The sequence below is a fragment of the Amycolatopsis sp. NPDC051716 genome, from assembly GCF_040681595.1.
Classification (GTDB): Bacteria; Actinomycetota; Actinomycetes; order Mycobacteriales; family Pseudonocardiaceae; genus Amycolatopsis.
This window is the reverse complement of sequence record NZ_JBFAZA010000001.1, coordinates 201,044-217,855: the sequence shown is the minus strand read 5'-3', so window position 1 is coordinate 217,855 and position 16,812 is coordinate 201,044. Positions and strand designations below refer to the sequence as shown.

Here is a 16,812-nt window from a genome sequence, read left to right as displayed (position 1 = left end):
CTAACGCGTATTTTTTTCGATTAATCGCGGTGGGGACCGGGTGGTGGCCGAGGACCGGTTCGCGCTGCTCGGGGGTGCGGGCGAAACAGTCCTCGGCCGAGGCGAGTGCCGACGCGGGTCCGATGGGGCGATCGGCCGGCCGTGGCTCGCCTGTCAGGGGGTCAGGCCGTGACCGCTCGGCGCGGGTTCACCAGCGCGTGGCGACCGGTGGTCTCGGCGGCGGTGGGCGGTGCGGGGTGCGCCGTGACCGGGCTCTTGCGGCGGCCCTGGAGCCGGCTGTCGGCCGACTGCTGCTGCGGGGCCAGCCCGCCGGCTACCAAGTGTTCGTGCGCGACCTGCCAGACCGAGCACGGCGCCTTGCAGCGGTGCCACCGGGTCGAGCAGGTCGGGCAGTCGCCGCGCTCGTCGGGCTCGTGCATCTTCAGCATCGCGCGCCACGCCTCGGTCAACCGGGGCAGTTCGGAGCGCGCGACCGAGACGAGCGACTGGGCGTCGGCGCGGTTCGCCAGGTCGGTCAGCATGTCGAGGCGCTCCCAGACCGCATTGCGGAGGACCTGCCCGAGTACCTGATCCATGTCAGCTCACCGTTACCTTTCCGCCATCTTGGCGGCTTCGTTGAGCGCGGCGCGCAGCTGTCCGAGCTGGCCGGACGTCAACCGCGCGGTCTCACCGGGAGGCGAGACCAGTACCACCTGGTTGTCCTCGACGAACACCGTCACCGCCCGCTCGCGGCTGATGAGGTCGCCGCACTGCACCCGCCATACGAGCTGACCGCCCTCGTAGTGGCGGACGCTCGCGGTGCGGGGGTCGACCGCGGCGGCGGGGGTGACGGGGCGGACGGCGGAGACGGGAGGGACCGTCGCCGGCCGCACGGCGCGGGTGGCCGTGCCGGCATGTCCCCCTGCGAACGAGTCCACGAACTCCACGCCCTTCTCCGCTCTGTCGAAAGTCTCCGAAGATGCCTTCTGCAACATCGCACTTGCGCAACGCTGCGGTTTTCGTAGCTCTCCGTGATCGCTACCGGTGTGCGGCCGGTGACGGAGATCTGACAACTACAGTGAGGTGAAACCGGGTGCGATAGAAGGTGGAACCGGCGTCATAGCGGTGACTGGGCTCGGTTCCACGGTAAGCGGTCAACGGACTTCGCCCGGACCGATCAGGGCACCAGTTCGGCTGTTCACACGGTTCACCAGGTTTGCCTACGCTGTTTTACAGACGCCCGACCGGACAGTGGAGGGGGCGCGATGGACGCCAGTAACGGTGGCAGTGCCGAAGCCCGGCAGAGCCACGCAGTTCCCGCTGACGCGTGGGAGCAGCCGGAGATGAGAACGGCTCTCGCGTCTCGCGAGATCAGCGCCGTGTACCGGCTCCTGCGCAAGCACGGTGTCTCGCAGCGCCAGATCGCCGCGATGACCGGCCAATCCCAGTCCGAGGTGTCGGAGATCCTCAAGGGTCGCCAGGTCATGGCCTACGACGTGCTCACGCGGATCGCCGACGGCCTGGGCGTCCCCCGTGGATACATGGGCCTCGCCTACGACGAGGCCACGGCGATACGCGTCGTCGGCTCCGCCGACGGCCAGCAGGCTGAGGAGGACGAGTCCGTGAAGCGACGGAGGTTCCTCGCGCACGCTGCCCAGGTCACGATGGGCGCGGCAGTGTTCGGTCCCGAATCGGGCACCTGGGCGGCCGGGCCGGCCAGGACACCGGCGCCGGGGCGCATCGGCATGACCGACGTCCGCCAGGTCGAAGCCGCGACGCGGGCGCTGCGGGCGCTCGACTACCAGTACGGCGGCGGGTTCTGCCGCGACGCCGTCGTGGCCCAGCTGTCCTGGGGCCAGCAGATGCTCGAGGCGCACGGCACCGACCTGGTGAAGAACCGGCTGTACGTGGCGCTCGCCGACCTCCACTCGCTGGCCGGCTGGACCTCCTTCGACACCGGGCTGATGGACTCCGCCCGCGGCCACTTCGCGAACGCGCTGGACCTGGCCAAGCAGGGCGAGAACCACCCGCTGGTGGCCAACGTGCTCTACCGGATGGGCCGCGTCTACCTGCACCAGGACGCCCCGAACGACGCGCTGAAGCTGTTCCAGCTGGGCCAGATCGCCGCCCAGGAAAGCGGTTCCGAGCTGGCCGTCTCCGTGCTGTGCGCGAACGAGGCCTGGGCCTACGCGATGATGGGCAACGAAGAGCAGGCGGTGAAGCTGCTCGGCCGGAGCAAGGACGAGTTCGAGCGCGCCAACCTGGCCGAAGCCGAGTCGTGGGTGAAGTTCTTCACCGAGACCGACGTCTACGCCATGGTCGGCACCGTCCACACGGTCCTCGCGCAGAAGAACGCCGAGCACACCAAGTACGCGATCCCGGCGCTGACCAAGGCCGTGGAGACCTACGACGACGAAATGGCCCGCTCCAAGACGTTCATGCTGAGCGCGCTCGCCACCAACCACCTGCTGGACGGCGACCTCGACCACGGCGCCAAGGTCGGCGGCAAGGCCATTGACTGCGCCGAGGGCATCAAGTCCGAGCGGGTCAAGGACCGGATGCGGCCCTTGCAGGAAGAGGCCGAGCGCCGCCGCAACAACGCCGACGCCCGTGACCTCGCCGACCGGCTCCACGCTTTCTACGCCGCATAACGCCGAAGGCGCCGGCGCGGTTTTGGACGGCCGGTTCACCTCCGGGAAGCTGCGTGGCGTGCTGGCCGAGACCTGCGCGCTGCTGGACCTCGACCCGGCGGGCGCGCGGTTGCTGCGGTTCACCAACAACGCGGTGTACGCGCTGGTCACGGCCCCGTTCGTGGTCCGGATCGTCGGCTCGACGCAGCTGCGGCACCGGGTCGGCACGGTCGTCCGCGTGGCCCGGCACTTCGAAGACCACGGCGTCCCCGCGATCCGGCTGCTCGCCGACGTCGAACAGCCCTTGGCGGTCGGCGGGCACCTGGTGACCGTGTGGCACCAGGTGCCGAGCATCGGCCGGGCCGCGACGTCCGTCGACCTGGCTCGCCTCCTGCGCCAGGTGCACGCCCTGCCCCCGCCGCCCGGCCTCGCCGAGTGGGCGCCGTTCGCCGCGGTGCGGGCCCGGGTGTCCGACGCCGAAGAGCTCGGCGACGCCGACCGGGAGTTCCTGCTCGACCGCTGCGCCGAACTCGAAGCCGAGCTCGCCGAGCTGGAGTTTCCGCTGCCCAGGGGGCTGGTCCACGGCGACGCGTACCCCGGCAACGTCATCCCCGGCCCGGACGGCCCGGTGCTCTGCGACTTCGATTCCTCGTGCGTCGGGCCGCCGGAATGGGACCTGACGCCGCTGGCGGTCGGCCGCGAGCGGTTCGGCGACCCGCCGGTGCGCTACCGGACGTTCGCCGCGGCGTACGGCTTCGACGTGACGTCGTGGCCCGGCTTCACGGTCCTCCGGGGCATCCGCGAGCTGAAGCTGACGACCAGCGTGCTGCCGATCCTGCGCAGCCGGCCGCAGGTCCGGCCGGAGCTGTACCGGCGCCTGGACGACTTCCGCAACGCGCGGACCGACACACGGTGGACGCGTTACCGATGATCGTCATCTGTCACTTGGTGTGATCGACACCACAGTCTGCACGTGCATTCGACGACGGCAAATGACCGTTCGTCGCATCCAAAAGGCGGCCCGCTCTGGGTAGAAAGTTCTGCCCGACCGGTCAACCCCAATGGGTCACCGGTCATCCCAATGCGCAAGTTGCAGCTACTCGCCGTGACGTCACACCGGCTCCTACCTGCGATGACGAGGTCAGGAAGCGACGACCGGCGCCCGCGTCAGCACGACGGCGAACCCGAAGGCGAGTCCCATCACGGTCAGCTCGAGCGTCGCCCACGCGGCGAGCGCCGTGCGGTCGTGGCGGACGATCCGGGGCATCAGGCGCCAGCGGACGTGAGCCCCCAGCACCGCGATGACGCCGGTGCACGCCAGCTTGAGGACGAGCAGCCGCCCGTACGGCGTCGTGAAGATCGCGGCCCAGAACCCGATGGTCGGGTTGAGCGAGAGCTCGATCAGGCCGTTGAACAGCCCGGTGGCGGCGGAGATGACCAGGCAGAGCGTCGCGAGCTTCGAGAACCGGGGCAGCGCGTGCGCGAGCAGCGTCCGGTTCGCCACCAGGAGCACGGTCATCGCGCCGAGGCCGCCGGTCCAGGCGACGGCGCTCATCACGTGCAGCTCCATCGAGATCATCGTGTAGTCGTGGTAGCTCCAGTTCGACGCGTGCCCGGTGACCGGCAGCGGCAGCAGCGCGAACAGGCCGAGCCCGACGCGGACCTCGGCGGGCACCTTCTCCCCGAAGCGCAGCGCCAGCGCGCCGATCCCGGCGTGGACCAGCGCGAGCACGGCGACGATGACGAGCGCCTTCCCGGCGCCGACGTCGGCGATGTACCGGCCGATGTCGGACGGCGAGAGCGTCGACGAACCCGGCTTGTACTCCGCGGTCTGCAGGATCAGCGCGACCACCGCGGCCGTGGCCCAGACGAGCGCGGCCGCGACGCCGGCCGGGCGGGCCAGCCGCATGATCGGCTCGGTGAGCTTCGGCCGGTCGTAGCCGACGAGGACCGAGAGCAGCGCGAGGCCGATCGTGGTGACCGCGGCGAGGTCGAGCAGGACCCGGACGACCGGGATGCCGGCCGAGACCACCGCGCTGGGCTCCACCACACCGGGAACCGGGGCGGTGGACATGAGCGCGACGCCGATCAAGGCGCCGAGCAGGGCCGCCGTCACGACGCAGAGCAGCGTCGAATAGCGGACCTTCGTGGTGGCCTCGGCCTGGGTCATCAGTTCTTCTCTTCCACCGACCGGCCGGACCGCAGGGCCACGGTCAGCCCGATCGCCAGCAGCACGACCGCACCGGCGATCCAGACCCAGATCGGCACCCCGGTCGACGACGACGACTGCGGCGCCGCCGACGAGGAGCCGCCCGGCGACCTCGCCGCGTCGACGGTCGCCGGCGTGCCGGTGCCGGCGGTCGTCAGGGTGAAGGAGAGCTCGCCGGTCACCGGGTGGCCGTCCGCGGACAGCACCCGGTAGCCGACGGTGTACTTCCCGGCCGGTCCGAGCGGCCGCAGGGGCGCGGTGATGACGTTGTTCACCACGCCGATCGGGCCCTCGGCCCACTGGCCGCCGCCGGGTCCGGTCACCGCGATCTGGTTGACGTCGGCGCCCTGCACGTACTGGTCGAAGGTCAGGCTGATCTTCGCCGGGCCGGCGGCGACGGACGAGCCGTTCGCCGGGTCCGAGGAGATCAGCACGTTGTGCGCCAGCGCCGGGGTGGCCGTGCCGAGCACGGCCACCGCGGTCAACGCCAGCGCGACGAGCGCCTTACCAATCCGGCCGAAAGCAGGCGGACGCGGTCCGCGGCCGATCCGCGCCAGGCGAGGGTTTCCGCCGTGACTGCCGGTCGGATCGGTAACGATAGGCACACCGCGCATCTAGCTGTTGCCTCCCGACTTGACCGTGGCCTTGCGGGCCCGGATGGTCGCACCGGCTCCGACGCCGAGGCCGATGGCGCCGACGAGCAGGCCGGCCCCGCCGAGCCAACGGGCCGTATTGTCCGACGTCGCCGCCGCGGCCTCAGTGTGCTCCCCGGTCGTGGCCGCCGTGCCCGGGGCCATCGCGGCGTGGTCGCCGTCGCCCGTGGCCTTGGCGGCCAGCTTGACGGACGGCGCCGGGTGCTCCGGCTCCTCGCCGTTCGCCGGGGTCGGCTGGTTCCAGTCGACGACCTTGCCGTCGCTGTAGGTCTGGTGCGCCGGGAACTCCACTTCGTCCACGTTGGTCGGTAGCGGGCCGAAGGAGACCGAGAACTCCTGGTAGTCGGTGGCCTTGAGCTCGCTGCCCGGCTGCGCGGTCCAGGTGACCGCGGTGACGGCCTCGGTGATCTGGGTGCCGTTGTCCTTGGTGATCGGCGCGGGCAGCTTCGACTTCGTCACCTCGGCGGTCCAGCCGGGCAGCGGCTTGGTCCGCACCGAGCCGATGCCGTAGTCCGCCTTGAACTCGACGGCGACCTTCGTGGTGGTGAGGGGGTCCTTCTCCTCGCTGGGCACGCGGAAGACGATCGCCGCGTAGCCGCCCTTCGTGGGCTGCGGGCCGTAGACGTTGGCGGTGACGTGCGCGGACGCGACGCCGGTGCCGAGGAGACCGGCGACACCGACGGTGGCGACGAGGAAACCGGCGCGCTTGAAGACGTGCTGGGACATGGGTTCACTCCTGATGAACTCAAGAACGGGACGGCTCGGTTCGGGGACCGGCCGGTGTGGGGATGAGCTGGGGTTTCAGGAGTGGCCGGGCGGGCCGCGCCGCCCGCGGATCCGGCGCAGGTCGACGCCGACGAGGTGGTCCGGACCGGCCGTGCGGGCCGGGACGAGCGCGGGCGCCGCGGACGGCACCGGCAGCGGGGTCAGCAGCCGCGGCAGGATCGCGCGCAGCACGGCCAGCACCGTGAGGAGCATCGTGTCCGCGCGGGCGAGCAGCAGGGCGGTGAGCACGGTCGCGATCGCGTGCGCGAAGACCATGCCGGGCCCGGTGGTGCCGGGCATCGCGGCCATGTCGTGCGCGTGGTGCTCGGCGAGCGTGGTGAGCAGCAGGTGCATCACCAGCTGGGCGGCACCCAGCAGGACGACCGTGGCGACCGGCCCGCGTGCCTTGCGGGCGAGCGCGGCCGCGGTCCAGCCGAACAGGCCGGTGAGCAGGACGGTCATCGCCGGATCCGGCAGGCCGCCGTCGGCGAGCCGGTGTGCGGTGACGGAAAGTGCTCCGGCGCTCACGGCGAGCAACACGCCACGGGTAGCACCCAGCACGGCGGGACGCCGTGCCGGATCGCTCATGAGGAGCAGCCTAAGGGACCTGCTTCGCCGTGAGCGTGTGATCCCGTGAAGTGAGCACACATCGAGTTCACGTCCCGGATTGCGCTCCGGTTCAGGTGATTTGTTGCCGATCTCCGGCCGGTAGGCCACGGTGGGCCGATGACCGGGGTTTGGACCGGTCTTGCCGTGGGTACTGAGCCGTCGGTCAGGAACTAGCCCATTCGGGTGAAGGCCGGCGCGAAGGGCGGGAGAGCGGACACGGATGAACCTCTTCGACTACATCTCCGACCGGGCGAGCAAGCTGTGGCTTGAGGCCTATTTGCACACGAGCATGGTGGTGCAGTGCACCATCCTCGCCGCGGTCCTCGGCGTGCTGATCGGGGTCGCGGTGTACCGCAGCCCGATCGGTTCGGCGGTGGCCACGGCGCTGGCGAGCACGATCCTGACGGTCCCGTCGTTCGCCCTGCTGGGCCTGCTGATCCCGCTTTCGGGGCTCGGTCCGACGACGGCGGTGATCGCGCTGGTGCTCTACGGCCTGCTGCCGATCGTCCGGAACACCATCGTCGGGCTCGACGGCGTCGACCCGGCGGTCACCGACGCCGCCCGCGGCATCGGGATGAGCCGCTTCGGCGTGCTCACCCGGGTCGAGCTGCGGCTGGCCTGGCCGGCGATCCTCACCGGCATGCGGGTGGCCACGCAGATGCTGATGGGCATCGCCGTGATCGCCGCCTACGCGAAGGGTCCCGGCTTCGGTGCCGAGGTCTTCTCCGGGCTCACGAACGCGGGGAGCACCAACTCCCTGAACCAAGCCGTCACCGGCACGGTCGGGGTCGTCATCCTCGCCCTGCTCCTCGACGGCATCTACGTCCTGATCAAGCGTTTCACCATTTCTAGGGGTGTCCGTGGCTGAGAACGAGGAAGTCTCCGGTGTCGAGATCGAGCTGGAGCACGTGACCAAGCGGTACCCCGGCACGCGCGAAGCGGCGGTCGACGACTTCTCCATGGTCGTGCCCGCCGGCAAGATCGTGGTCTTCGTCGGCCCGTCCGGCTGCGGCAAGACCACGACGATGCGGATGATCAACCGGCTGATCGAGCCGACGTCCGGCCGGATCACCATCGGCGGCGACGACGCGCTGAAGCTCGACGTCGACACGCTGCGCCGCCGGATCGGCTACGCGATCCAGCAGGCCGGGCTGTTCCCGCACTTCACCGTCGCGCAGAACATCGGCGTGGTGCCCGGCCTGCTCGGCTGGGACAAGAAGAAGGTCAGCGACCGGGTCGAGGAGATGATGGACCTGGTCGGGCTGGACCCGGCCGACTTCCGCGACCGCTTCCCGCGCCAGCTGTCGGGCGGGCAGCAGCAGCGCGTCGGCGTGGCGCGGGCGCTCGCCGCCGACCCGCCGGTGCTGCTGATGGACGAGCCGTTCGGCGCGGTCGACCCGATCACCCGCGGCAACCTGCAGGACGAGCTGCTGCGGCTGCAGAGCGAGCTGCAGAAGACGATCGTGTTCGTCACGCACGACTTCGACGAAGCCGTGAAGCTGGGCGACAAGATCGCCGTGCTCGGCAACCAGTCGAAGATCCTGCAGTACGACACCCCCGAAGCGATCCTGGCGAACCCGGCGGACGACACGGTCGCCGGCTTCGTGGGCGCGGGCGCGTCGCTGAAGCAACTGACCCTGCTGCGCGTCCGGGACGTCGAACTCCAGCAGGACGCGCTCACCGTGACCGTCGACGAGTCGCCCGCCTCGGTGCGGGAGAAGCTCGACAAGTCGCGCCGGCACTTCGCGCTCGTGCTGGACGCGCGCCGCCGTCCGACGCGGTGGGTGCACGCGCGCGAGCTCACCTCGGCGACTTCGCTGGCCAACCTCGGCAAGCCGCTGCGCGACCTCGTCAGCCTGCAGTCGACGCTGCAGGACGCGCTCGAGGCGATGCTCGCCGAGGGCGGGTCGGTGCCGGTCACCGGCGCGCGCGGCGAGTACGCGGGCACCATCCAGCTGGACACCGTGATCGCGACGATCCAGCAGCTGCGCGAGGAGCACACGAACGACGAAGAGGTGCCGGCATGACGGCCGTCGTCGACACCGGCTTCAGCACCGAGTCCGGCTCGAAACGCGCGGAACGCGTCCGGCTGTTCGCGCAGCCGGTCGTGGTGCTGGTGATCGTCGCGGTGACGCTGGTTTCGGTGTTCTCCAGCGGCCTGAACGCGACGGAGAAGGAGACGCTCAACGCGCCCACCTTGTTCACGGCGCTGTGGGACCACCTGCTGATGACGCTCGTGGTGACCGCCATCGTCGTCCTGGTCGCCGTCCCGCTCGGGGTGATCGTGACGAGGCCGTGGGCGCGCTTCCTGGCCCCGGTCTTCCTGGCGATCGCGAACATCGGCCAGGCCGCGCCCGCGCTGGGCGTGCTGGTGCTGTGGTTCATCGTCACCGGCGCGACCGGCGGGATCTGGGTGGCGGCGCTGCCGCTGGCGTTCTACTCGCTGCTGCCGGTGCTGCGGAACACTATGGTCGGCATCCAGCAGGTCGACCCGGCGCTGATCGACGCGGGCCGCGGCATCGGGATGTCGGCGACGGCGGTGCTCTGGCGGGTCGAGCTCCCGCTGGCCGTCCCGCTGATCCTGGCCGGCCTGCGCACCTCGCTGGTCCTGGCGGTCGGCACGGCGACGTTCGGCATGTTCGTCAACGCCGGCGGCTTCGGGCTGCTCATCGACACCGGCTACAAGCTGAACCTGACGTCGGTGCTGGTCACCGGCTCGGTGCTGGCTGTCGCGCTGGCACTGCTGGTCGACTGGGTGGGCGCGGTCGCCGAACAGTTCTTCGGACCGAAGGGGCTGCGATGAAACTCCGGAGGCTGTTCGCCGTGGCGCTGCTGGGGGTGACGCTGTCGTCCTGCGGGCTGACGGTCAACCAGGCGGTCCCGTACGACATCAAGCCGGGCTCGATCCAGCCGATCCCGTCGCTGCAGGGGTTGAAGGTGACGGTGGGGTCGAAGGACTTCACCGAGAACATCATCCTGGCGTACATGGCCGAGATGGCCCTGACGGCGGCCGGCGCGGAGGTCGTCGACCTGTCCGACATCAAGGGGTCTAACTCGTCTCGCCAGGCGCTGCTGTCCGGCCAGACCGACGTCACGTGGGAGTACACGGGCACGGGCTGGATCAACTACCAGGGCAACGAGCTCCCGGTCCCGGGCGGCGAGAAGGCCCAGTACGAGGCGACGGCCAAGGCGGACGAGGAGAAGTTCGGCGTCACCTGGCTGAACTATTCGCCGCTGAACGACCAGTACGCCTTCGCCGTGACCGAGGAGTACGGCGCGAAGAACAACCTGAAGACGACGTCCGACCTGGCGGCCTTCATCAAGCAGAAACCGGACCAGGCGGTGTTCTGCCTGGAGACGGAGTTCACCAGCCGCCAGGACGGTTTCCCGGCGGCGGTCAAGGCGTACGGCTTCCAGAAGCCGACGGTGAAGAACTTCGGCATCGGCACGATCTATTCGGCGGTGGCGAGCGGAACCTGCCCGGTGGGCGAGGTCTTCACCACGGACGGCCGCATTTCGGGGTTGAACCTGCGGGTACTGGAGGACGACAAGAAAGCGTTCCCCCAGTACAACGCGGTGGCGACGCTGCGCACGGAGTGGCTGAAGCAGCACCCGGAGGTCCGCGGCCCGCTGGAGAAGATCAGCGCGGCGATCGACAACGAGCAGATGGTGGAGCTCTGCAAGCAGGTCGACGTCGACGGCCAGGACGCGGGCAAGGTGGCCCACGACTGGATGGTCAAGAAGGGCTTCGTGAAGTAGCCCGCGGGGGCGCCCCCCGTTTTCGACTCTACCGGCCGGCACCGACAGTTTCGGGGTGCCGGCCGGTGCCGACAGGGGCCCTCCGGCTCGCACTCGTTGACCCACCACCCCGAAGCCCGATTGTCACTACGGACGGCAGCACCGCGTCAAGGCGGGAAAGCGTGCCTTGACCCGGCCCTACCGTCCGCGTGCCGGCTTCGGATCGGGGTGGTGGGGGAGGGCTGGGTGGGGTGCCGGTCCTGCCGTCAGCTTGCTGTTCACAGCGTTAGGGCACCTGCGGCGCTGCGACTCTGCCGGGATAGGGCCGGTGCCGTCAGATGCCCAGCCGGTGCAGCAGCTGCCCTTCCAGCCGTTCCAGTTCGCCGGCCACCGCGCGGTGCACCGACTTGCGCCGCGCCGCCGGCATCCGCTCCGCCGCGCGCACCGAAGCCGACAGCTGCTCCAGCGTCCCGAGTGCCCCCTGGGCGAACTCCTGGTCCGCCTTCGAGGCCTTCTCCGACTTCCGCAGGTCCTGGCAGCCCTCGGCCACCCCCGCGATCCGGGCGTGCAGGGCCGCGCCGCGGCCGGTGTACTCGCCCAGCCGGTCGATCGAGACCCCCAGCTTGCGTGCCTGGTAGCGGTCGTACGCCTCGCGGGCCGCACCCGCCGCGCGCACCGCCAGCGGCGCCACCACCGGGAGCACCGCCGGGCCGAGCACCTTCGCCACCGCGACCGCGTTCTTCGCCCTCTTTGGGGTGAACCTGGCTTCACCCTCGACCTTGGCCTTGCGCGCCATGGCACCTCCTGCGACGTGTCGAGGTCGAACTTACTGGTCGCCCGGGTGGCGGGCATGTCGGCTCGGCGGTGGGAATCTAGAGTGATCTCCATGAACACCGAGGTGGTACTCGACGCGGGCGCGGTCAGCCGCTGCCGTCGCCGCGTGCACCTCGAGCACGACCCCGCCATGCGCGAGGTACCGCTTTCCCCGCCGGACCCCACCGCGCAGCAGCGGATCGACGACGCCACCGCGCACCGCGAGGACATCGTCGGCCGGCTGATGGCCGCCAACGACGACCACTGGGTGAAGATCGGCCGCGACCTGCCCGCCCACGAGCGCGTCGAGCAGACGCTGCAGGCCTTCGCCGACGGGGCGCGCTACATCTGGGGTGCGCTGCTGCCGGTCGACGCGGCCGGGCACCGGCGTGGCGGCATCGACCTGCTCGTCCGCACCGGCCACGGCTACGTCCCGGTGCTCGTCGTGCGCCACCGCATCACCGACCGCGGCGCCGGCGCGATCGTCACCGGGCTGACCGACCTCGACCCGGCCCACCGCGCGGCCGACGAGGGCCGCAAGGTCCGGTCGCAGCCGCGTGACCAGCTCCGGCTCGTGCACATCCGCCGCATGCTGCAGACGCTCGGGCGCGCCGACGAGAGCCTCGCGCTCGGTGGCGTCATCGGCCTCGACGCCGACGTCGTCGTCTGGCACGACCTCACCGCGGGCACCTGGCCGGGCGGGCGCACCGCGCTCACCGAGTACCAGGCCCGCTTCGCCGATCGGCTCGCCATCGCCACCGCCGCCGCGAACGGCGAGGAGCCCCTCGCCGAGCCGTCGCGCGTGCTGGAGTGCCGCCGCTGCCCGTGGTGGCCGACGTGCGAGGTCGTGCTCACCGACACCCGCGACGTCAGCCTCGTCGTCCGGGGAGAGGACGCGGTCGAGCTGCGCCGCGCCGGTGTGTCCACTGTGGACCAGCTGGCCGCGCTCGACCCGGCGGGCGAGCCGCCGGCGGTGAACTGGACCGGCGTCACCTTCCCGGACGCCGTCGTGCTCGCCCGGGCCTGGCTGGCCGACCTGACGCTGGTGCGCCGCGTCGGCCGGGTCGAGGTGCCGCGCGCCGACGTCGAGGTCGACGTCGACATGGAGAGCTTCGGCGACGCCGGCGCGTACCTTTGGGGCTGCCTGCTCAGCGGCGCCGACATCGGCGTCCCGCCGGGCTACCGCGCCTTCGCGACGTGGGACCCGCTGCCCACCGACGACGAGGCCCGCTCCTTCGCCGAGTTCTGGGCCTGGCTCACCGACGTCCGCGAGCGCACCGAAGCGGCGGGCCTGACCTTCCGCGCCTACTGCTACAACGCGCTCGCCGAGAACCGCTGGCTCTTCGGCTCCGTCGAGCGCTTCGGCGACCACCCCGGCGTGCCCACGAAGAAGGACATCCAGTCCTTTGTGGATTCCGAGCAGTGGGTGGACCTCTTCCGCAGCGTCACCGACCAGTTCCTGTGCTCCCACGGCAAGGGCCTGAAGGTGATCGCCCCGGTGGCCGGCTTCTCCTGGCGAGACCCGGAGGCGGGCGGCGAGGCCTCGATGCGCTGGTACCGCGACGCCGTCGGCATGGACGGCGAGAAGCCGGATGACGACCAGCGCGAACGGCTCCTGCGCTACAACGAGGACGACGTCCTCGCGACCCGGGCGCTGCGCGAGTGGATCGACGCGCGGGCGCAGGACGAGGTCCCGTACATGTTCGACCTCTGAGTAGTTCACCGACTAAGACACTTGCCTGCTGGCATGTTCTGCGTAATACTCGTCTGCGAGTACTCGTAGACGAGGAGTTGCGATGAAACGGCGGAAGGTCGCCAACGTCCTGGGGCTGGCCGTCCTTTCCGTCGTACAGGAACGCCCCATGCACCCGTATGAGATGGCGGCCGTGCTCAAGCAGCGCGGCAAGGACGCCGACATGCCGATCAAGTGGGGCTCGCTCTACACGGTTGTCGCGAACCTGGAGAAACACCGCTTCATCGAGGCCGTCGAGAGCGTGAAGGACGGTGGGCGGCCCGAACGGACCGTCTACCGCATCACGCCGGCCGGGCGCGAGGAGTTCGAGGACTGGGTCCGCGAGCTCGTCGGCACGGTCGACCGGGAACCGCCGCGGTTCAAGGCCGGGCTGTCGATGATCGGCGTCCTGGGTCCGGACCAGGCGATCAGCCGGCTGCGGGAGCGGCTGGAGCAGCTCGGCGAACGCGCGGAGGCGCACCGCGCGGTGCTCGAACAGCTGCGGCCGCTGATGCCGCGGCTGTTCCTGGTGGAGGTCGAATACGACCTCGCGATGACGGAAGCCGAGGCGCGCTGGGTGCGCGGCTTCCTCGAAGAACTGACCACCGGCGCCCTGCCGGGCCTCGACGCCTGGCGGCGCTACCACGAAACCGGCGAATTCCCGGACGACCTGGGGGAGTTCGTGGAGAGGTAGGAACCGATGGAAACGACCCGCAAGCACAGAGTGCCCGAGATGGAGGGCTTCCAGGCCCGCTGGTACGCCAAGAACCGGGGCACCGAGGCCCAGCTGGCGCAGTACCGGCGGCAGGCGGCCGAGGTCACCGCGGGGCTGGCCGACGGCGCCGAGATCCTGGAAGTGGCGCCCGGTCCGGGCTTTTTCGCCGTCGAGCTGGCCAAGCGCGGCTACCGCGTCACCGGCCTCGACATCAGCCACACCATGGTCGAGATCGCGCGGGAAAACCGGGCGGGGCTCGACATCGACTTCCGGCAAGGCGACATCACGCAGGCGCCCTTCGCGGACGAGTCGTTCGACTTCGTGGTCTGCCAGGCCGCGTTCAAGAACTTCCGCAAGCCGGTGACGGCGCTGAACGAGATGCACCGGGTGCTGCGCCCGGGCGGGTTCGCGGTGATCCACGACCTCAACCACGAGGCCACCGCCGCGGACATCGACCGCGAGGTAGCCGGGATGGACGTCGGCGTGGTCGGCGGCTTCACCGTCCGGCAGACGCTCGGGTGGCTGCGGCGCCGCGCGTTCACCGCCGCGCAGTTCGAGACGCTGGCCGCGGAAAGCGCGTTCGGCGGCTGCTCGGTCACCCCCGACGGCGTCGGCCTGGAAGTCCGGCTGACCCGCTGATCGCCGGGCGGCACTTTCGCGGGGAAAGTGCCGCCCCCGGCGTCAGCGCGGCGCCATCCGCAGCGAACCGTCCATCCGGACGACCTCGCCGTTCAGGTAGTCGTGGTCGATGAGCGACAGCGCGAGCTGCGCGTACTCGTCCGGCCGCGCGAGCCGCTTCGGGAACGGGATGCCGGCGGCGAGCGACGCGCGGAACTCGTCGCTGACCGTGGCGAGCATCGGGGTGTCGACGATGCCCGGCGCGATGGTCAGCACGCGGATGCCGTGCGAAGCCAAGTCCCGCGCGGCCGGCAACGTCATGCCGACGACGCCGCCCTTGGACGACGCGTAGGCGACCTGCCCGATCTGGCCGTCGAACGCGGCGATGGAGGCGGTGTTGATGATGACGCCGCGGGCGTCGTCCTCGAGGGGCTCGGTCTTGGCGATCGCCTCGGACGCGACGGTCAGCACGTTGAAGGTGCCGACGAGGTTGATCTGGATGACCTTCGCGTACAGCGCGAGGTCGTGCCGGCCCTTCTTGGACAGGATCCGCGCGGACGGCCCGATGCCGGCGCAGTTCACCACGGTCCGCAGCGGCACGCCGGAGCCGGCCGCGGTCGCGACGGCGGCCTCGACCTGCTCGACGTCGGTGACGTCGGCCTCGACGTAGGTGATGCCGTCGACCTGCTCGGCCTTCTCGATCGAAGCCGCCAGGTCCAGCGCGAACACCCGCGCGCCCTTGGCCGCGAGGGCCTTCGCCGTGGCTCCGCCGAGGCCGGACGCGCCCCCGGTGACGAGCGCCGCGGTGCCGTTGATCTGCATCTCTGCCGTTCCCTTCGCTGCTCCGATTCGCCGACCCAGGTTAACGCTCGTTCGCATCGGTGGTTCGTGTCTTCGCTCACCGCTCTTTGGAGCGACCTTTCCCGTTAGCGTCGTGGTCAACTCCGGGTGTCACCTTCAGCAGCATGACGCCAGCTCGGATCGTGGTGGTAGGAACCGGATACGTCGGCTTGACCACGGGGGCCTGCCTGGCCGGCCTGGGTCATTTCGTCACGTGCGTGGACGTCGACCGCGCGAAGGTCTCGCGGCTGGCCGCGGGCCGCGTCGACATCCTCGAACCCGGGCTCGCCGACCTGGTGCACCGCGGGATCGCCGCCGGGCGCCTCCAGTTCGTCGTCGGCGCGCGGGACGCGGTCCGCCACGCGCAGGCGGTGTTCCTCTGCGTGCCGACGCCGATGGAGGCCGGGGGCTCCGCCGACCTGCGCGCGGTCGAGGCGGTGACGGCCGAGATCGGGGACGTCCTGCCCGCCGGCTGCGCGCTCGTCACGAAGTCGACCGTGCCGGTCGGGACGTCGAAGCGGATCCAGGCGCTGGTCGGCCGGACCGACGTGCCGGTGGTGTCGAACCCCGAGTTCCTCCGCGAAGGCACCGCGGTCGCCGACTTCCTGGGCCCGGACCGGATCGTCGTCGGCTCGGACGACCTCGCCGCCGCGCGCTGGGTCGGCGAGCTGTACGCCGAGCTGGACGCGCCGGTCGTCGTCGCCGACGCGGCGAGCGCGGAGCTGGTGAAGTACGCCGCGAACTGCTACCTCGCGCTGAAGCTCTCCTACGTCAACTCGATCGCCGAGCTGTGCGAGCGGCTCGGCGCGGACATCGACCTCGTCACCGAGGGCATGGGGTACGACCGGCGGATCGGGCGGACCTTTCTCAAGCCGGGCCCCGGCTGGGGCGGCTCCTGCCTGCCGAAGGACACCAGCGCGCTGGTCAAGGTGGCCGAGTCGGTGAACTACGACTTCACCATGCTGACCTCCGCCATCGACGAGAACCTGGCCCAGCGCGACCGGATCGTCGCGAAGATCGCCGGCGCGGTCGGCGGGACGCTCGCCGGCGCCCGGATCGGCGTGCTGGGCCTGGCGTTCAAGGCGGGCACCAACGACCTGCGCGACTCGCCCGCGCTCGCCGTCTCGTCGGTGCTGTGCGCGCTGGGCGCCGAGCTGATCGCCTACGACCCGGCCATCGACGGCGAGATCGCCGGGATGACCGTCGTCGACGACCCCTACCAGGTCGCCAAGGACGCGGACGCCGTCGTCGTGCTGACCGAGTGGGCCGAGTTCAAGCACCTCGACTGGGCGGCGATGGCCGAGCTGATGGAGGGCATCGACGTCGTCGACACGCGCAACCTGCTCGACCCGCGGGTGATCGTCGACGCGGGGCTGTCCTGGCAGGGCGTCGGCCGGCCGCGGGCGGCGGCGCGAATCAAGGTTTCTTGAGAACGGGATCTTGGTTAGGCTGGCCGCACGGCATCGCGTGTCGGTCACCGGCTGGGTGAGGCATGGAGGTGGCGGGAGTGC

General features: G+C 70.7%; 18 protein-coding genes. 10 read left to right on the top strand and 8 right to left on the bottom strand.

Going from position 1 to position 16,812, the window contains the following annotated elements; translation table 11 throughout:
- Positions 1-161 precede the first annotated feature (161 nt).
- Positions 162-575 (bottom strand): hypothetical protein, encoded by a 414-nt coding sequence (locus AB0M30_RS01085; RefSeq protein WP_360165783.1) that lies wholly within the window; start codon positions 573-575, stop codon positions 162-164.
- Between the two features lie 12 nt (positions 576-587).
- Positions 588-926 (bottom strand): hypothetical protein, encoded by a 339-nt coding sequence (locus AB0M30_RS01080; protein ID WP_103342174.1) that lies wholly within the window; start codon positions 924-926, stop codon positions 588-590.
- 318 nt (positions 927-1,244) lie between these two features.
- Here AB0M30_RS01080 and AB0M30_RS01075 point away from each other — a divergent pair, with 318 nt between their 5' ends.
- Positions 1,245-2,630 (top strand): helix-turn-helix transcriptional regulator, encoded by a 1,386-nt coding sequence (locus AB0M30_RS01075; RefSeq protein WP_103342175.1) that lies wholly within the window; start codon positions 1,245-1,247, stop codon positions 2,628-2,630.
- A gap of 22 nt (positions 2,631-2,652) precedes the next feature.
- Complete coding sequence (locus AB0M30_RS01070; RefSeq protein WP_364578746.1) at positions 2,653-3,540, top strand: aminoglycoside phosphotransferase family protein; 888 nt, start codon at positions 2,653-2,655, stop codon at positions 3,538-3,540.
- Between the two features lie 210 nt (positions 3,541-3,750).
- Here AB0M30_RS01070 and AB0M30_RS01065 read toward each other — a convergent pair whose 3' ends face one another.
- The 4 genes from AB0M30_RS01065 to AB0M30_RS01050 all read right to left on the bottom strand — a co-directional run bounded on the left by AB0M30_RS01065 (position 3,751) and on the right by AB0M30_RS01050 (position 6,773).
- Positions 3,751-4,779 (bottom strand): CopD family protein, encoded by a 1,029-nt coding sequence (locus AB0M30_RS01065; RefSeq protein ID WP_364578299.1) that lies wholly within the window; start codon positions 4,777-4,779, stop codon positions 3,751-3,753.
- Positions 4,779-5,330, bottom strand: a complete 552-nt coding sequence (locus AB0M30_RS01060; RefSeq protein WP_364578744.1) for a copper resistance CopC family protein — start codon at positions 5,328-5,330, stop codon at positions 4,779-4,781. Before AB0M30_RS01060 ends, AB0M30_RS01065 begins: the two co-directional genes overlap by 1 nt.
- 102 nt (positions 5,331-5,432) lie before the next feature.
- On the bottom strand, positions 5,433-6,197 hold the full coding sequence (locus AB0M30_RS01055; protein WP_364578296.1) for a YcnI family protein: 765 nt from the start codon (positions 6,195-6,197) through the stop codon (positions 5,433-5,435).
- 75 nt (positions 6,198-6,272) lie between these two features.
- The gene (locus AB0M30_RS01050; RefSeq protein WP_364578741.1) at positions 6,273-6,773 is read right to left on the bottom strand and encodes a hypothetical protein; all 501 of its coding nucleotides are present in this window, start codon (positions 6,771-6,773) and stop codon (positions 6,273-6,275) included.
- A 292-nt stretch (positions 6,774-7,065) separates the two neighbouring features.
- Here AB0M30_RS01050 and AB0M30_RS01045 point away from each other — a divergent pair, with 292 nt between their 5' ends.
- From AB0M30_RS01045 to AB0M30_RS01030, 4 genes are read left to right on the top strand one after another with little or no spacing between them, the layout of a single operon-like run.
- Complete coding sequence (locus tag AB0M30_RS01045) at positions 7,066-7,713, top strand: ABC transporter permease (protein ID WP_364578295.1); 648 nt, start codon at positions 7,066-7,068, stop codon at positions 7,711-7,713.
- A complete protein-coding gene (locus AB0M30_RS01040) occupies positions 7,706-8,872 on the top strand; it encodes an ATP-binding cassette domain-containing protein (RefSeq protein WP_364578293.1) in 1,167 nt (388 codons plus the stop codon). The genes AB0M30_RS01045 and AB0M30_RS01040 overlap by 8 nt, the downstream gene beginning before the upstream one ends.
- Entirely contained in the window at positions 8,869-9,648 is a 780-nt protein-coding gene (locus tag AB0M30_RS01035; protein ID WP_103342180.1) for an ABC transporter permease, read from the top strand. Before AB0M30_RS01040 ends, AB0M30_RS01035 begins: the two co-directional genes overlap by 4 nt.
- Positions 9,645-10,604 carry a glycine betaine ABC transporter substrate-binding protein gene (locus tag AB0M30_RS01030; protein ID WP_364578290.1) on the top strand — a complete coding sequence of 320 codons (960 nt, stop codon included), beginning with the start codon at positions 9,645-9,647 and terminating at the stop codon, positions 10,602-10,604. The genes AB0M30_RS01035 and AB0M30_RS01030 overlap by 4 nt, the downstream gene beginning before the upstream one ends.
- Before the next feature lie 313 nt (positions 10,605-10,917).
- Here AB0M30_RS01030 and AB0M30_RS01025 read toward each other — a convergent pair whose 3' ends face one another.
- Entirely contained in the window at positions 10,918-11,379 is a 462-nt protein-coding gene (locus AB0M30_RS01025; RefSeq protein ID WP_364578288.1) for a DUF6474 family protein, read from the bottom strand.
- 90 nt (positions 11,380-11,469) lie between these two features.
- Between AB0M30_RS01025 and AB0M30_RS01020 the strand changes: the two genes are divergently transcribed.
- The 3 genes from AB0M30_RS01020 to AB0M30_RS01010 all read left to right on the top strand — a co-directional run bounded on the left by AB0M30_RS01020 (position 11,470) and on the right by AB0M30_RS01010 (position 14,482).
- Complete coding sequence (locus AB0M30_RS01020) at positions 11,470-13,110, top strand: TM0106 family RecB-like putative nuclease (RefSeq protein ID WP_364578285.1); 1,641 nt, start codon at positions 11,470-11,472, stop codon at positions 13,108-13,110.
- Positions 13,111-13,192: 82 nt separating this feature from the next.
- Entirely contained in the window at positions 13,193-13,822 is a 630-nt protein-coding gene (locus AB0M30_RS01015; RefSeq protein WP_364578282.1) for a PadR family transcriptional regulator, read from the top strand.
- A gap of 6 nt (positions 13,823-13,828) precedes the next feature.
- Entirely contained in the window at positions 13,829-14,482 is a 654-nt protein-coding gene (locus tag AB0M30_RS01010) for a class I SAM-dependent methyltransferase (RefSeq protein ID WP_364578280.1), read from the top strand.
- A gap of 42 nt (positions 14,483-14,524) precedes the next feature.
- Here AB0M30_RS01010 and AB0M30_RS01005 read toward each other — a convergent pair whose 3' ends face one another.
- Positions 14,525-15,283, bottom strand: coding sequence for an SDR family NAD(P)-dependent oxidoreductase (locus AB0M30_RS01005; protein ID WP_364578277.1), 759 nt, complete (start codon positions 15,281-15,283; stop codon positions 14,525-14,527).
- 143 nt (positions 15,284-15,426) lie between these two features.
- Here AB0M30_RS01005 and AB0M30_RS01000 point away from each other — a divergent pair, with 143 nt between their 5' ends.
- Complete coding sequence (locus AB0M30_RS01000) at positions 15,427-16,731, top strand: UDP-glucose/GDP-mannose dehydrogenase family protein (protein ID WP_364578275.1); 1,305 nt, start codon at positions 15,427-15,429, stop codon at positions 16,729-16,731.
- The last annotated feature ends 81 nt before the right edge of the window (positions 16,732-16,812 follow it).

Bases quoted from the DNA above. Each gene is read 5' to 3' on its own strand.
- AB0M30_RS01085 (WP_360165783.1), bottom strand. From the start codon at position 575: ATGGATCAGGTACTCGGGCAGGTCCTCCGCAATGCGGTCTGGGAGCGC.
- AB0M30_RS01075 (WP_103342175.1), top strand. From the start codon at position 1,245: ATGGACGCCAGTAACGGTGGCAGTGCCGAAGCCCGGCAGAGCCACGCA.
- AB0M30_RS01065 (WP_364578299.1), bottom strand. From the start codon at position 4,779: ATGACCCAGGCCGAGGCCACCACGAAGGTCCGCTATTCGACGCTGCTC.
- AB0M30_RS01055 (WP_364578296.1), bottom strand. From the start codon at position 6,197: ATGTCCCAGCACGTCTTCAAGCGCGCCGGTTTCCTCGTCGCCACCGTC.
- AB0M30_RS01045 (WP_364578295.1), top strand. From the start codon at position 7,066: ATGAACCTCTTCGACTACATCTCCGACCGGGCGAGCAAGCTGTGGCTT.
- AB0M30_RS01035 (WP_103342180.1), top strand. From the start codon at position 8,869: ATGACGGCCGTCGTCGACACCGGCTTCAGCACCGAGTCCGGCTCGAAA.
- AB0M30_RS01030 (WP_364578290.1), top strand. From the start codon at position 9,645: ATGAAACTCCGGAGGCTGTTCGCCGTGGCGCTGCTGGGGGTGACGCTG.
- AB0M30_RS01025 (WP_364578288.1), bottom strand. From the start codon at position 11,379: ATGGCGCGCAAGGCCAAGGTCGAGGGTGAAGCCAGGTTCACCCCAAAG.
- AB0M30_RS01020 (WP_364578285.1), top strand. From the start codon at position 11,470: ATGAACACCGAGGTGGTACTCGACGCGGGCGCGGTCAGCCGCTGCCGT.
- AB0M30_RS01015 (WP_364578282.1), top strand. From the start codon at position 13,193: ATGAAACGGCGGAAGGTCGCCAACGTCCTGGGGCTGGCCGTCCTTTCC.
- AB0M30_RS01010 (WP_364578280.1), top strand. From the start codon at position 13,829: ATGGAAACGACCCGCAAGCACAGAGTGCCCGAGATGGAGGGCTTCCAG.
- AB0M30_RS01005 (WP_364578277.1), bottom strand. From the start codon at position 15,283: ATGCAGATCAACGGCACCGCGGCGCTCGTCACCGGGGGCGCGTCCGGC.
- AB0M30_RS01000 (WP_364578275.1), top strand. From the start codon at position 15,427: ATGACGCCAGCTCGGATCGTGGTGGTAGGAACCGGATACGTCGGCTTG.